Origin of the sequence: Rhizobium leucaenae USDA 9039 (genome assembly GCF_000426285.1) — a bacterium.
Lineage (GTDB): Bacteria > Pseudomonadota > Alphaproteobacteria > Rhizobiales > Rhizobiaceae > Rhizobium > Rhizobium leucaenae.
Genome location: NZ_AUFB01000009.1, coordinates 188,461 through 202,389 on the forward strand (window position 1 = coordinate 188,461; position 13,929 = coordinate 202,389).

General features: G+C 60.0%; 12 protein-coding genes and 2 pseudogenes. 6 read left to right on the plus strand and 8 right to left on the minus strand.

The features are described 5' to 3' along the window. Positions 1-20: 20 nt before the first annotated feature. The 8 genes from omp10 to K290_RS0116125 all read right to left on the minus strand — a co-directional run bounded on the left by omp10 (position 21) and on the right by K290_RS0116125 (position 7,432). Positions 21-395: an outer membrane lipoprotein Omp10 gene (gene omp10, locus K290_RS0116090; RefSeq protein WP_028752878.1), complete on the minus strand. Its 375-nt coding sequence runs from the start codon at positions 393-395 to the stop codon at positions 21-23. A gap of 181 nt (positions 396-576) precedes the next feature. Beyond that, complete coding sequence (locus tag K290_RS0116095) at positions 577-2,028, minus strand: homospermidine synthase (RefSeq protein WP_028752879.1); 1,452 nt, start codon at positions 2,026-2,028, stop codon at positions 577-579. 137 nt (positions 2,029-2,165) lie between these two features. Then, positions 2,166-3,071, minus strand: coding sequence for a heme-dependent oxidative N-demethylase family protein (locus tag K290_RS0116100; protein ID WP_028752880.1), 906 nt, complete (start codon positions 3,069-3,071; stop codon positions 2,166-2,168). Between the two features lie 10 nt (positions 3,072-3,081). Then, positions 3,082-3,450, minus strand: coding sequence for a nuclear transport factor 2 family protein (locus tag K290_RS0116105; protein ID WP_028752881.1), 369 nt, complete (start codon positions 3,448-3,450; stop codon positions 3,082-3,084). 26 nt (positions 3,451-3,476) lie between these two features. Continuing rightward, positions 3,477-3,761: a YciI family protein gene (locus K290_RS0116110; protein ID WP_028752882.1), complete on the minus strand. Its 285-nt coding sequence runs from the start codon at positions 3,759-3,761 to the stop codon at positions 3,477-3,479. A gap of 4 nt (positions 3,762-3,765) precedes the next feature. Continuing rightward, the gene (locus K290_RS0116115) at positions 3,766-4,407 is read right to left on the minus strand and encodes an aminotransferase class IV family protein (protein ID WP_028752883.1); all 642 of its coding nucleotides are present in this window, start codon (positions 4,405-4,407) and stop codon (positions 3,766-3,768) included. Continuing rightward, positions 4,392-5,552: an aminodeoxychorismate synthase component I gene (locus K290_RS0116120; protein WP_028752884.1), complete on the minus strand. Its 1,161-nt coding sequence runs from the start codon at positions 5,550-5,552 to the stop codon at positions 4,392-4,394. Before K290_RS0116120 ends, K290_RS0116115 begins: the two co-directional genes overlap by 16 nt. A 23-nt stretch (positions 5,553-5,575) precedes the next feature. After that, positions 5,576-7,432: a M3 family oligoendopeptidase gene (locus tag K290_RS0116125; RefSeq protein ID WP_028752885.1), complete on the minus strand. Its 1,857-nt coding sequence runs from the start codon at positions 7,430-7,432 to the stop codon at positions 5,576-5,578. A 222-nt stretch (positions 7,433-7,654) separates the two neighbouring features. On the opposite strand from K290_RS0116125, the pseudogene K290_RS0116130 reads away from it, so the two are divergent. The 6 genes and pseudogenes from K290_RS0116130 to K290_RS0116150 all read left to right on the plus strand — a co-directional run. Next, positions 7,655-8,906 (plus strand): annotated as a pseudogene (locus K290_RS0116130) (sigma-54-dependent transcriptional regulator); the annotation flags it as partial. 119 nt (positions 8,907-9,025) lie between these two features. Further along, positions 9,026-9,238: pseudogene (locus tag K290_RS38950) on the plus strand (helix-turn-helix domain-containing protein); the annotation flags it as partial. A 174-nt stretch (positions 9,239-9,412) separates the two neighbouring features. After that, a complete protein-coding gene (locus tag K290_RS0116135) occupies positions 9,413-11,389 on the plus strand; it encodes a peptidoglycan L,D-endopeptidase MepK (protein ID WP_028752887.1) in 1,977 nt (658 codons plus the stop codon). A gap of 294 nt (positions 11,390-11,683) precedes the next feature. Beyond that, on the plus strand, positions 11,684-12,616 hold the full coding sequence (locus K290_RS0116140) for a LysR family transcriptional regulator (protein WP_028752888.1): 933 nt from the start codon (positions 11,684-11,686) through the stop codon (positions 12,614-12,616). 140 nt (positions 12,617-12,756) lie between these two features. Further along, the gene (locus K290_RS0116145; RefSeq protein ID WP_028752889.1) at positions 12,757-13,470 is read left to right on the plus strand and encodes an SDR family NAD(P)-dependent oxidoreductase; all 714 of its coding nucleotides are present in this window, start codon (positions 12,757-12,759) and stop codon (positions 13,468-13,470) included. 85 nt (positions 13,471-13,555) lie between these two features. After that, entirely contained in the window at positions 13,556-13,795 is a 240-nt protein-coding gene (locus K290_RS0116150; protein WP_028752890.1) for a tautomerase family protein, read from the plus strand. The last annotated feature ends 134 nt before the right edge of the window (positions 13,796-13,929 follow it).

Here is a 13,929-nt window from a genome sequence, read left to right on the forward strand (position 1 = left end):
CGCCGCGCCTGTTTCAGCCTCTATCGGCGATTGAGGGAAAACTGCTTGCCGGCATCCGAGGTGCAGTTGAGCTGAGAAGGGCTGATCAGGGCGCAATTGATCTTCGACTGCGTCTTGCGCACCAGCGACGTCATGTTGATCTCGATCAAATTGGCGGAAACCATACTGTAGGTACCCGAAGCCAGAACCGAATTGCTGTCGGTGGTGTGCGTCGTGAAGGTGCCGGCCTGGAAGGTCGAAATGAGGCCGTTCGCATCGCTCCAGTTGCCTTCTACCCCTGTCTGCGGCTGCACGCTGGCGCGCATGGCAGGCGGAGGCCTCGATCCGCCGAAATCGACACAGGCGGACAATGCTGCAGCGGCGGCGAGAAGGGCAATGCTGGTTCTGATCTTCATAAATATCTCCCGCGATTTGAAGGCGGACTAATGTCATATTGGTTGCGGGAACCATGGCGCGGCGATCTGTCGAAAGCAAGGCTCCAGGACCCGTCACTTCGATTTATCCGCCGAGCGTAACAAAAATGCCCGCACGACCTGTGCGGGCATTCGAATTTCTAACGTTCGGACGATCTGCCGATCAGCGAACCAGGATGTTCTTGAACTGCCAAGGATCCTTGGTGTCGATGTCTTCCGGGAAGAGGCCAGGGCGGCCGTCAAGCGGCGTCCAATCGGTGTAGTGGCCTTCAACCGGGCCGAGATACGGCAACTGCACTTGGAGGCAGCGCTTGTAGTCGATCTCGTCGGCTTCGACGATGCCAGCGGTCGGATTTTCCAGGGCCCAGACCATGCCGGCGAGCACGGCGGAGGTTACCTGAAGGCCCGTTGCATTCTGATATGGAGCGATGCGGCGGGTCTCTTCGAGCGACAGGCGCGAACCGTACCAATAGGCGTTCTTGTCGTGGCCATAGAGCAGCACGCCGAGTTCGTCGATGCCGTCCTCAAGCTCGTCCTCGTCCAGAACGTGATGAACCGGCTGCGCCGTGCCGCCGTTGCCGAACATTTCGTGCAGCGAAAGCACGGCATCGTTGGCCGGATGGTAGGCATAGTGGCAGGTCGGACGGAAGGTGACGTCGCCATCCTTGTCGCGGACCGTGAAATAGTCGGCGATCGAGATCGACTCGTTGTGCGTTACGAGGAAACCGTATTGCGGCCCGGGGGTCGGGCACCAGGTGCGAACGCGGGTGTTAGCGCCCGGCTGTTCCAGGTAGATGGCAGCCTTATTGCCCTTCTTGTGCTTCTTGGCGTTCTTCGGCATCCATTCTTCGTGCGTGCCCCAGCCGAGTTCGGCCGGCTGCATGCCTTCGGAGATGAAGCCTTCGACGGACCAGGTGTTCCAGAAGACGTTCAGCGGCTTCGGATGCTTGGTGCGCTGGGTGTCGCGCTCGGCAATATGGATGCCCTTGACGCCGACCTTCTTCATCAGCTTGGCCCAGCCTTCGCGGTCATGCTGATCCGGCTCGTCGAACTTGATGCCGATGTCGTTGGCGAGATTGACAAGCGCCTGCTTGACGAACCAGGACACCATGCCCGGGTTTGCGCCGCAGGTGGATACTGCCGTTGCGCCGGCGGGGTTCTTTGCCTTTTCCTTGCGCACGGTTTCACGCAGCGCGTAGTTGGTGCGATCGGCATTCTTCATGTTCTTGTCGAAATAGAAGCCGAGCCAGGGCTCGACGACAGTATCGATATAGAGCACGTCGTGCTTGCGGCAGAACTTGATGAGATCGAGCGAGGACGTGTCGACCGAGAGGTTGACGCAGAAGCCCTGGCCGCCGCCTTCCGTCAGGAGCGGCATCAAGAGGTCTTTGTAATTGCTCTTGGTGACATATTCCTTGATATGGCGGACGCCGTGCTTTTCGAGGATCGCCAGGTGCTCGGCGTCCATCTGCGGGTCGATGACGACCATCCGGCTCTTGTCGAATTTGAAATGGCGCTCGATCAGGGGCAGGGTGCCGCGGCCGATGGAGCCAAAGCCGATCATCACGATCGGACCGGTAATTTCGGCATATACCGGATAGTTCTGTTCCGTCATTCTTTTCTCCTTCGAAAGGCAGGACGCCGTTCGGTCGCTGAAAAATCAATCAGTGTTTGCGCGAAAATGCGAAGTGAACGGCTCTAACCATAAATCGGTGTCACAATAAAGAGCCGTCCGGGCTTATCGGGCAAATGTCAAGCCGGTGGAGCAACTTCCGCAAGCGCCCGCAATTGCCTCACCAACTCTGCCTTCAGGTGCGTGAGGCCCTTGTAGGCCGTCTGCCGTTCATCCAAAGCATGCAGTTGTGCAGCAAAGCTCAATGCCAGTTCCGGGGCTTTGGGATGACCGGTGATCGCTGCGATGGGGTCGACATAGACGCGGATAGTGAAGAGGATATCGCCCGATTCCGGCAGCTTGCGCAGCGTCTGGCGCTCGACACGGGCAAAGCTGGTTTCGAGCGTTGGAGTGGTGCTGGCCGGCGGCCGCCTATGCTTTGCCGCCGGCAGGGACAGTTCGTTTGTTGTGCTCACCGACCAGTTCATCCGTTCGACGGGCTGGGCTACCTGCAAATTGTCGAAGATGCGGTTAATCAGGACGGCGTTTCGGGTGCCTTCGCCGAAACCGGGCACATCGGCATGAATCGCCTGCATCGGCCGGCCGAATTTTTCCCGGAGCGACCAGGAGGAGGGAAAGGCGACATGGCCGGCGACGAGATGCCAGCCATTCTCCTTGCGCCGCATGATGGCGAGATCGTCAGCGACGAGCGAACCAACTTTTAGAAGCGGTGGCAGGGAGGGATCGGCGAGATCGATCGAGTGACCGGCAGCGGAGACGATATTGCCGTCTCGGCGATAGATCGCAGGATGCTGTTCGCAAAGATAGGCCGCCAGGAGCTCCAGGCATTCCTGCTGCGCATTTTCCGATCCGTCTTCGGAAACGAAAATCTCGTGCCGATTGTCGTGAAGAAGCTCTCGCTTTTCATCGAGGTAGCGCTTGAGGTCGGCATCCGGCTCGATCCATCGCGCCGGATCGAGCGGCATCAGGCCGATCGTGAAGGGTTTTGCGGAGCCGTCATAGGGTGTGTAGGTCAACAAGGTCATGGATGGAAACCTACTGCGTCAACGTTCCCTGATGGAAGACCATTCTCCAGCGCTCGTCCGCCTCCAGCCGCCAGATCGAGCTGCGCATTGTTCTGACTTCACGACCATCCGGATAGCGGCGGGTCGCACGATAGCTAGCGAGCGCAAGCGTATCGGAGAGCATCTTCAATTCAAAACCGGTCAGCGTTCGTGAAATACCTTCGGGCTCACCCTCGGCAAGCGGATCGACGATGTCGCGGAATGTGTAGAGCGTGCCCGAACTGCCAATCTCGCGAAACTCGGCGGACAACAGTTCCTCCAGCGCCGGTCTCGATGCACGCACCGCTGGATCGAAAAGTCGTTCTTCCAATTCCCTCAGATGCCGACTGAGGTCATCCATCGCGGCGACGCCCTCCTGGTTTTCAATCAGACCTTCAGGGCCTCCAGCCCTTCTATAACGGTCGTCAGAGCGATTTCCGTCACTTCGTAGGCGGCGATGCCGTGGATGGTGAAAGGATCGGCCGCGACATAGGCTTCCAGTTCGGCGCGGTCGCCGCTGGCAAAGACGATGCCGCCGGTGCGCGGCACCTTGCGACCGGAGGCGAGGAACCAGCCCTTCGCATAACCTTCCCTCACCCAGGCCATATGCGGCTCCATGTGCTTGTCGGCTTCGTCATTGCCCTTGAGGTAGGTCAGCGCGAGAATGAACATTGGGTCAATTCCATATGAGTTGCGTGCGGATCAGTCCGCGCAGCGAGTTTCCGACATAAAGCTCACCTTTTTCCAGATCGTCCAGCCTTATCCGGCCGACGCGGGCTTTGCGCTGGCAAATGAGCTCTGTGCGCAACACGCCAGCGAGCAGGCCGGACGAGATGGGCGGCGTTCGCAATGGGCCGGAACCCTCGTCGAGGAAGATCGAGGTAATGGTGCCCTCGCAGACCTCGTCCTTCTCATTGAGCAACAGCACTTCCTCAGCTTTCGCCAGCGAATATTCGGCGCGGGCAGCCTCATAGGCGGATCGGCGGGTGGTTTTGACGCGCAGCAGCGTGTCGGCGGAATCAAGTCGGGTTCCGGCAATGCGGACGCGCCAGATGGCATCGGAAGCGAGGGGCGTGAAGGCGGCAGTCATCACGTCCGTCCGACCCGCGCGATCGAACGTCAGGCGCACCCGCAATGGAGCATTCGCGCCGACAACCGCGGCATCGAGTTTCGTCAGCGCATCCTTCGGCGGAGGAAAACCCAATCGGCGGGCGGAACGCTGGAGGCGGGCAAGATGCAGCCGCAGGCGCACGAAGCCCATCTGCGGCTCGTAGCGTAACGTCTCGATCAGCGAAAAGTCCCCTAGCGCCGGATCCATCGGTCCCCCATGGCGAAGCGCGCCTTTAACAGGCATTCTTCATATTCCGACTCCGCCGTCGAATCGAAAACAATGCCGCCGCCGACATTGAAGACGGCGCGGCCATCCTCGAACAGTGTGATGGTACGGATCGCCACGGAAAAGCGCATGGCGCCGCTAGGCGCAATCATGCCGATCGCCCCGCAATAGGCGTCGCGCGGGCCGTCTTCGAGGTCGTGCAGAATTTCCATCGCCCGGATTTTCGGCGCGCCGGTAATCGAGCCGCAGGGGAAGAGCGCTGCGAAGATATCGCGGATGGTCATGTTGGGGAGGAGCTTGGCCTGCACATGGCTGACCATCTGGTGCACGGTCGGATAGGTCTCGATCTCGAAAAGCTTCGGCACATCGAGCGTGCCGACCTCGGTAATGCGGGAGATGTCGTTGCGCAGGAGGTCGACGATCATGCGGTTCTCGGCCTGCGTCTTCTCGTCGGCCAGCATGGCGTCGATGATCTCGGCATCCTCGACGGCGTCAGCGCCGCGCTTGGCTGTGCCCTTCATCGGATGCGTCTCGATCCAGCCGTCGTCGTCGGTGCGGAAGAAGAGTTCGGGCGAGCGCGACAGGATAACCGGGCCGCCGAGATTGACCAGCGCTCCGTATTTCACCGGCTGAAGCTCGATCAGCGACCAGAAGGCGGCGCGGGCATCGCCATTCCAGCGAGCCGAGATCGGCATGGTGAGGTTTGCCTGATAACAGTCGCCCTGGCGCAAGTGCCAATGCAGCCGGTCGAATCTCTCTTTATATATATGGAAGTCCCACGCGGCCGTGGCGTCGGTCAAAAAAGCTTCGTTTTCGAGGCGTTGCAACGGCTGGGCGAGGGGATGGCCATCCGTCGCCGGAGCATCGAAGACACCGAAACAGAGCAGCGGCGTCTCGCGGTTCTCCTCCGCGAAAGGCGCAAGTTTTTCCTCGAAGAGATGGCCGGCCTCATAGGCCATATAGCCCGCCAGCCACTTTCCCCCGGCCTTTGCCCGTTGCATCCGGTCAAGGGCGTCGAAGAATTCCGCGCGTCTTCGAGCCGTGATGATCTCCGCCGGCTCGGCGAAGAGCATCACCTGTCCTGTGCTGTCGTCCCGGAAGAGGACGTAGGGTTCGGTATCGGCCACGTGCGATTCTTTATCAGTGTGCATCAAGCACTCTTATCAAGCGCCTCCAACTCATCGATAAGCCCTTCGATCATCGACAGTCCCTTACTCCAGAACGACGGATCGGTGGCGTCGAGGCCGAAGGGCTTCAGGAGTTCGGAATGATGCTTGGTGCCGCCGGCCTTCAGCAGCTCGAAATATTTCGCCTGAAAGCCCTGCTCGGCATTCTGATAGACGGCGTAGAGCGAATTCACCAGGCAGTCGCCGAAGGCATAGGCGTAGACATAGAAAGGCGAGTGGATGAAGTGGGGGATATAGGCCCAGTAGGTCTCGTAGCCTTCGGAAATCTTGATCGCCGGTCCGAGACTTTCCGATTGGACGGAGAGCCACAGCTCGCCGATATCGTCCGACGTCAGCTCGCCGTTCTTGCGGGCAGTGTGAACCTTGCGTTCGAATTCGTAGAAGGCGATCTGGCGGACGACCGTATTGATCATGTCCTCGACCTTCTGGGCGAGCATCGCCTTGCGCTCGCGTTTGTCGGTGGTCTTGTCGAGCAATGCGCGGAAGGTCAGCATTTCGCCGAAGACGGAGGCGGTTTCGGCGAGCGTCAGCGGCGTCTGGCACATCAGCGCGCCTTGGCCGCCGGCAAGCACCTGATGCACGCCATGGCCGAGCTCGTGTGCCAGGGTCATGACATCGCGCGGCTTGCCCATATAGTTGACGAGCACATAGGGATGCGCCGAGGGAACGGTCGGATGCGCGAAGGCGCCCGGCGCCTTGCCGGGACGCACTGGTGCGTCGATCCATTCCTCGTCGAAGAAACGCTTGGCGATATCAGCCATTTCCGGAGCGAAATTGCCATAGGCGGAAAGAACGGTCTGTTTCGCTTCGGTCCAGGGGATCAGCGCATTGGACGTCTCAGGCAGCGGCGCATTGCGGTCCCAGAAATTCATCTGTTCCATGCCGAGCCACTTGGCCTTCATCGTATAATAGCGGTGCGACAGGCGAGGATAGGCGTCACGCACGGCAGCGGCCAATGCATCGACCACTTCGCGCTCGACGCGGTTGGCCAGATGCCGGCTGTCGGCGATGTCCTCGAAGCCACGCCAGCGGTCGGCAATGTCCTTATCCTTGGCGAGCGTATTGGTGATCAGCGTGAAGATACGCAAATTGGCCTTGAACGTGTCGGCGAGCGCCATTGCCGCCTTGCGGCGTACCTCGGGGTCCTTTTCCTGCAGCATGTTCAAGGCGACTTCCAGCGGCAGCTTCTCGCCGTCCACCTCGAAGCGCAGCTCCGCCATCGTCTCATCGAACAGGCGATTGAAGGCGGCGGCGCTGGTCATCGATTTTTCCAGGAATAGCTGCTCCAGCTTATCGTCGAGCTGGTAGGGCTTGTCCTTGCGCAGGTCGACGATCCAGGGGCGATAGTGTCCGGCGGCCGGATCGTTCGCCATGCAGGCATCCATCGCTGCATCGTCGATGCGATTGAGTTCCAGCGGAAAGAACAGCAGATGGGCGGAATAGTCGGTCAGCCGCGCCTGCACGTCGCCATAGAGCTTGCCGTTGGCCGGATCGCTGGTGTTGGAGAAATAGGTGAGGCCGCCGAAGGAGCCGAGGCGGCCCATGATGTCGTCCAGCGCTTCATATTCTTTCAGCGCGGCACCGATGCCCGCTTCGCCGGTCTTGGCGGCTGCGTCGGCGAGCTTGCCCTTCCACTTTTCCTCAAACGCGATCGCCGCTTTTCCGGCCTTTTCCATGTCGCTGACGAAGGCCGTGGACGTGGCGGACGGATAAAGGTCGCTGAGCTTCCAGGCGGGCAGGTCGCCGAGCGCGGCATTGGTCGCGGCGGCCGTCGGGCCAGCGGAAAAATTATGGGATGAATGGAGCGAGGTCGGGCTCATGGGCGGTATTTCCTCTGCTTTTCTTTGCGGACCAGTTCGGTCTCTCCGTGTCTATTCGGCTGAAAAGACCGCGGCAAGGGCGATTTCCTTGAGATCGAACAACCGAATTCATAGACGGCGTTACATTCGTCATAATGATTAAAATACGATGCTTTGGCAAAACTTCGTGTTCAAGCCTTTCTGCGAAGGTCGTGATCAGGTTTCGCATGAAGTGAGGCACCAATGACCGTATTTAATAGCGCCAAGGGGGGCGCGCAGATTCTTGTTGTTGAGGATGATCCGATTCAACGGCGTCTGCTGAAAAACGCTATCGAGCGGCACGGACACGTTGCTCATCTGGCGGAGAATGGCCGTTTCGGCCTTGAGATTCTGAAGCGCAACAGCGATCAGATCAATGTGATCGTGCTCGATCTCATGATGCCGGAGATGAACGGCATCGAGTTTTTGAGCGCGCTGAGCGATATGGGCACCGATCTGCCCGTCATCGTGCAGACGGGGCAGGGCGGTATCGAGACCGTAGTGCAGGCCATGCGGGCCGGCGCGTTCGATTTCGTCGTCAAGCCGGTATCGCCGGAACGGATAGGGGCCTCGATCGCCAATGCGCTGAAGCTGGATCAACGCGAGGCCAGGGCGCGGGCAGGACGTAGATCGCGCACGTCGACGATCAGCTTCGACGACATCGTCTCGGCGAGCCCGGCGATGATGCGGGTGATCGATCTTGCCCAGCGGGCGGCGCAATCCAACATCCCCGTCGTGCTCGAAGGCGAATCCGGCGTCGGCAAGGAACTGGTGGCGCGAGCCATCCAGGCTGGCAGCGACCGCGCCGGAAAGCCGTTTGTGACGGTCAATTGCGGTGCCATTCCGCACAATCTTGTGGAGAGCATTCTCTTCGGCCACGAGAAAGGCGCCTTCACGGGTGCCGCCGAGCGGCATGTCGGCAAGTTCATGGAGGCTGACGGCGGCACGCTGTTCCTCGACGAAGTCGGCGATCTGCCGCTGGAGGTGCAGGTCAAGCTCCTGCGCGCCGTGCAGCAGGGTGAGATCGAGACGGTCGGCGCACGCGTTGCCCAGAAGGTCAATGTCCGGCTGATCTCGGCCACCAACAAGGATTTGATCGAGGAGGTGAAGGCCGGCCGGTTCCGCGAAGATCTCTATTATCGCCTCAACGTCTTCCCGATCACCATGCCGGCGCTGCGTCGCCGCAAGGAAGATATTCCGTACCTGGCCCGCGCCTTCGCCGACCGATTTGCGCTCGAACAGAAGCTCGGTCATTCGCTGTCGATCAGCGCTGGCGCTCTGGCATTGCTGACGGCTTATGATTGGCCGGGCAATATCCGCCAGCTCGAAAACGCGATCTTCCGCGCCGTCGTGCTGTCGGAGGGTTCGGAACTGGTCGAAGCTGATTTCCCGCAGATCGCCGCACAGTTGCCTGGCTATTTCACCGCCGAGCATCCGACCTTAGTTGTGGATAATTCCGAGGCTTTCAGCATCGGCGCGGACGCCGGTGAAGCGTTCGAGCGCGGCATGCGCGTCATGTCCTCGGATGCGGCTACAACTTCGCCGCTTTCGATCGTCGAAACATTGTCTGCTTCTGCGTCAGACAATGTCATCGCCAGCACAGACCCGTCCGGTGATGTCAGAAAGCTCGCAGATGTTGAGGAAGAGCTCATTCGATTCGCCCTCAAATTCTATCGCGGGCAAATGAGTCAAGTGGCAAGGAAGCTCGGAATCGGGCGTTCGACTCTCTATCGCAAGTTGAAAGACTATGGGATAGACCCGGATGACCCGCAGAAACATGCGGCCTGAGAGTATTTTAACGTTTAGGCAAGCATATTTTGTTACCTGTCGTAAAGCACTTGTTAGTGCATCGTTCACCATGTATGAAGAGGGCGACCATGTGTGGCATTTTTGCCATCGTGTCACCGCAATTGACAGCCATTTGGAACACGATGCGACATTGTCTGTCGGACGGGGATCGAATTGCCGAATCTGAGTGGAAATACCAAGCTTAATAGCTTGAGCAGGCTTTTTGCGTGCTCAGAGATATTTCGTAAGGTGGCCAAGGTCGTAGCCGTTGGCCTGCTTGCGATGGCTGTTTCCACTCCGGTTTTCGTTGGCACCCCCTCCCAGGCAGGCGGCGAAACCCGCAGCCTGAAGATCTATTATGTCCACACAGGCGAAAAGGCCGTCATCACCTACAAGCGCAATGGAAAGTTCGATCCGGACGGTTTGGAAAAACTGAACCGCATCCTGCGCGACTGGCGTAAAAACCAGCCGACCAAGATGAACCCGCGCTTGTTCGACCTGATTTGGGAAGTCTACCGCGAAAGCGGTTCGCATGAATTCATCTATGTCGTCTGCGGCTTCCGCTCGCCGGGAACCAACGAGATGCTGCGCACGCGTTCGGCCCACACGGGTGTCGCGAAGAAGAGCCAGCATATGCTCGGCAATGCGATGGATTTCTACATTCCCGATGTCAGGCTCACCAAGTTGCGCGAGATCGGCATGAAGCTGCAGGTCGGCGGCGTCGGCTATTACCCGACCTCCGGCTCGCCCTTCGTGCACATGGACGTCGGCGGCGTGCGCGCCTGGCCGCGCATGGATCGCCAGGATCTCGTCCGTCTCTTCCCCGATGGCAAGACGATGCATATTCCGGCCGACGGTCGGCCATTGCCGGGCTATCAGGAGGCGGTTGCCGACTATAAGCGCCGCATGTCTTCCGACGATATCCAGATCGCCAGCTCTTCGTCTTCGCATCGCGGCTTCTTCGCCAGACTGTTTGGCGGCGGCGCTGACGAGGAAGAAGACAATGCGGATGAAGGCGCACCCGCAACGGCAGCGCCGGCTACGCTCGTTGCCAAGAAGGGCCAGTCCGCCCCCGCAGCAGCGGATGATGGCGACGACAACAGCCAGCCGGAGACGCAGGTTGCCAGCATAAACGCGCCTGTTCCGCAAGTTCGGCCGGCCTTCGGCAATCAGCCGGCGGGCAGCGAAGTGGTTTCGGCTCTGATGTCGCCGCCGCATAACGCCGCTCAAGATGCGCTTGACGCAGCCATGCCGGATGCTAACGGCCAGCAGCAGGACCAGCAATATGCTGATCTGCGCGCCTATCACGTTCCCGTGCCCTCGCTGCTTGATCGCCGTTCGCCCGGCGATGCCGAGCTAGCCTCGGCCGAGTCGGACGCGAAGGATCAGACCGCCGACGTGCCGGTTCCGGCCGAGCGTCCGGAAGTCGCCGAAAGCCTGCTCGCCTCCGCCGACGCCGATCCGGATGCGATCGACGACGCGGCCGACGAAGGCGCGCTGTCGCCGTCGATCGTGGCGGCTCTCGAACAGCATCGCGTCGATCAATCGGATGCGAATGCCGGCGTTCCGGTCAATGTGGCTGCCAACAACGCCGCATCCAAGGATGAGATGCCGCCGAAGAGCGTCGCGGATGCCGCACAGCCGGCGCAGGACAATGCCGTTGGCGACAATGACGCCGTCCGGGCTATCGCTGCGGTCTCGCCGCAGAAGCGGCCGGGACAGCCAATGCCAATGCAGGTAGCGGCGCTTGCGCCCACCTCCAACAACATCAAGGTCAGCAGTGGCCGCTTCAACGATAGCTTCGAACCGGCCCGGCCGCAGGAGCGTCCGATTGCTGCCGGTATCGCCACCAAGGGCGGCCGGCCGAACAAGCAGGATGCAGCAGTGGCCGATGCCGGCCGCGCAACGGTGACCACCGAACCGAAGCTGACCGAGAAAATAATCTCGCAATGGGCGCTCGCCAACGCCCGCGTCGAGATCGTCAACCGCCCGGTCAAGGCACCGCGCTTTGTCAGCCCGACGTTGCGCGCCCAGCCGACTGCCGTTTATACCGAAGGCTTCAAAGTGCAGACCGCATCGATCGACCCGGAACGCTTCAGCGGTACGGCGGTGAACTTCCTGCAGGTGAAGAAGTTCAATTCGGTCGAATAGCCTATCGCCGCCGATCACCGGAAGACCGCCGCAGCGGGACCGACTGGCGGTCTCCGCTAGGTTCGAACTGAGCTAACGTCAAAGTTCGGTCGAAAGCGCTTACGGTGCTCCCATGCGGTGAAGTGGCCGACTTTGTCGCGCCGAAGGCTCTCATCAAAACATCAGCTCTCTCTGGTAGGATGGTGTCGCCGATACCTTGGATCGGTTTCGGGACACCGACACGCGTATATTTACGCCAGCCGAAAATCCGAGAAAAAGTGAGCGTCCCGAACCACAATCCTGCGGAGCCATAGAATGGATCGTATCGACGCAATGCGGGTCTTCGTCACGGCGATCGACGAGGGCAGCCTCGCCGGGGCGGCGCGCAAGCTGAAGCGATCGCCGACTGCGATCAGCAGGGCGCTGAGTTCGCTGGAGGCGCATGTCGGGGTCGAGCTGCTGCATCGGACGACCCGCACGCTCAAGCTGAGCGAGGCCGGTCAGCGCTACGTGGCCGCATGCCGGCGGGTGCTCATCGAACTGGAGGAGGCCGATATGGTGGCCGGAGGCGAGCGGTCGTCGCCGCGCGGCACCCTCACCATTTCCGCGCCGCCAATCCTGGGCGAAGAGGTTCTACGTCCCATTCTGGATGATTTCCTCGAGCTTCATCCGAGTGTCTCCGTTCGATTTCTGATGCTGGACAGGTTCGTCAACCTCGTGGATGAGGGCGTCGATATTGCTCTTCGCATCGGCAACTTGACGGATTCGTCTCATATCTCGACGCGGATCGGCGGCGACGTCAGGCGCGTCGTCGTCGCATCTCCCCGCTATCTTGCCGGCAATCCGGATATCGTCGAGCCGTCCGATCTCACCAAACATCATATCGTGGCTTTCAGCAATTTCGGGCTCGATTCCTGGAGCTTCACGCCGGCAAAAGGATCGCCAATTCCGAGAACAGTGCATTTCACGCCTCGGTACATCGTGAACAGCGTGCGCGCCGCGGCAGCATCGGCCGCGGCGGGCATCGGTTTGACGCGGCTTTATTCCTATCATGTCGCGGAATATGTCCGGGACGGGCGGCTGAAGATCGTGCTTGCCGACGCGGAGCATCCCGCGCTTCCAGTTCATTTGCTCTCGCCACAGGGCCGCATGTCCGTGCCAAAGGTGCGCGCCTTCGTCGATTATGCCGTGCCTCGTCTGCGCGTCGAACTCAATCGTATAGCAAGAGAAGCAGGCTCCTTGGCCTGATTATGCCGATATACGGATGACTGTCTGCCAAAGTCCGGCAATTCTCCCGAATGGCGGATGCATCTAAATCAGTAGCACCAACGCCTACGGCGTCGGGCGGCCCGAAACCTTCGGCCGCTGCACTTGAAAGGATGCACATCATGAGCAATCAACAGAAAGTCGCCATCATCACCGGAGCATCGCAGGGGATCGGCGAAGCGCTCGTTCGGGCCTACCGTGATCGCAACTATCGTGTCGTCGCCACTTCCCGGTCGATCAAGGCCAGCTCGGACACAGGCGTCCATGCGGTGGACGGCGATATTGCCGACCCGAAAACCGCCGAGCGAGTGGTGCGCGAGGCACTCGAACACTTCGGCCGCATCGACACGCTGGTCAACAATGCCGGCGTCTTCCTTGCCAAGCCGTTCATCGAATTCACTCAGCAGGATTTCGACCATAATATGAGCGTGAATGTCGCCGGTTTCTTCCACATCACGCAGCGCGTTGCCGCGGAAATGCTGAAGCAAGGCTCCGGCCACATCGTCAACATCACGACGAGCCTGGTCAATCAGCCGATTGCCGGCGTGCCGGCCGCGCTCGCCTCTTTGACCAAGGGCGGCCTCAGCTCGGTCACCCAGGAACTGGCGATAGAGTTCGCGAAAACCGGCGTTCGGGTGAATGCCGTATCGCCAGGGATCATCAAGACGCCGATGCATTCGCCGGAAACGCACGAGGCTCTGTCAGGGCTGCATCCAGTCGGCCGGATGGGGGAGATCCGTGATATCGTCGATGCCGTGCTTTATCTCGAGACCGCGAATTTCGTAACGGGCGAAATCCTTCACGTCGACGGCGGTCAAAATGCAGGACGCTGGTAACGGCAATATTGAAGCGGAGAAGCGCGATCAACTCGGGTGCCGTCGCCTAATAGTCCTCGGTTGCAAGTCTTAAAAGGAGATTGTCATGCCCATCGTTACTGTACAGGTTACCCGTGAAGGAACGAGTCCCGACCGCAACTCGGTCACCGCGGAAGAGAAAGCTGCCATCATTGCCGGTGTCAGCCAGCTTTTGCTCGACGTATTGAACAAGCCTCTGGAATCCACCTATGTCGTTATCGAAGAAGTGGATTTGGACAATTGGGGCTGGGGCGGTGTTCCGACGGCGGAATATCGAAAGCAGCGCGCCGCGGGGGCAAAAACCTGAGCTGCAGGCTTCCGCCGTTGACGGCGGACAGTTGATGGCTAGCGTGCTTGGAATGGCGGGCGGCGCTCTCTGCGTCGCCGCCGGAGCTCGCTGCGAAGGGAAGGCAGCTTAGGTGGGCGCAAGAATATATGCGA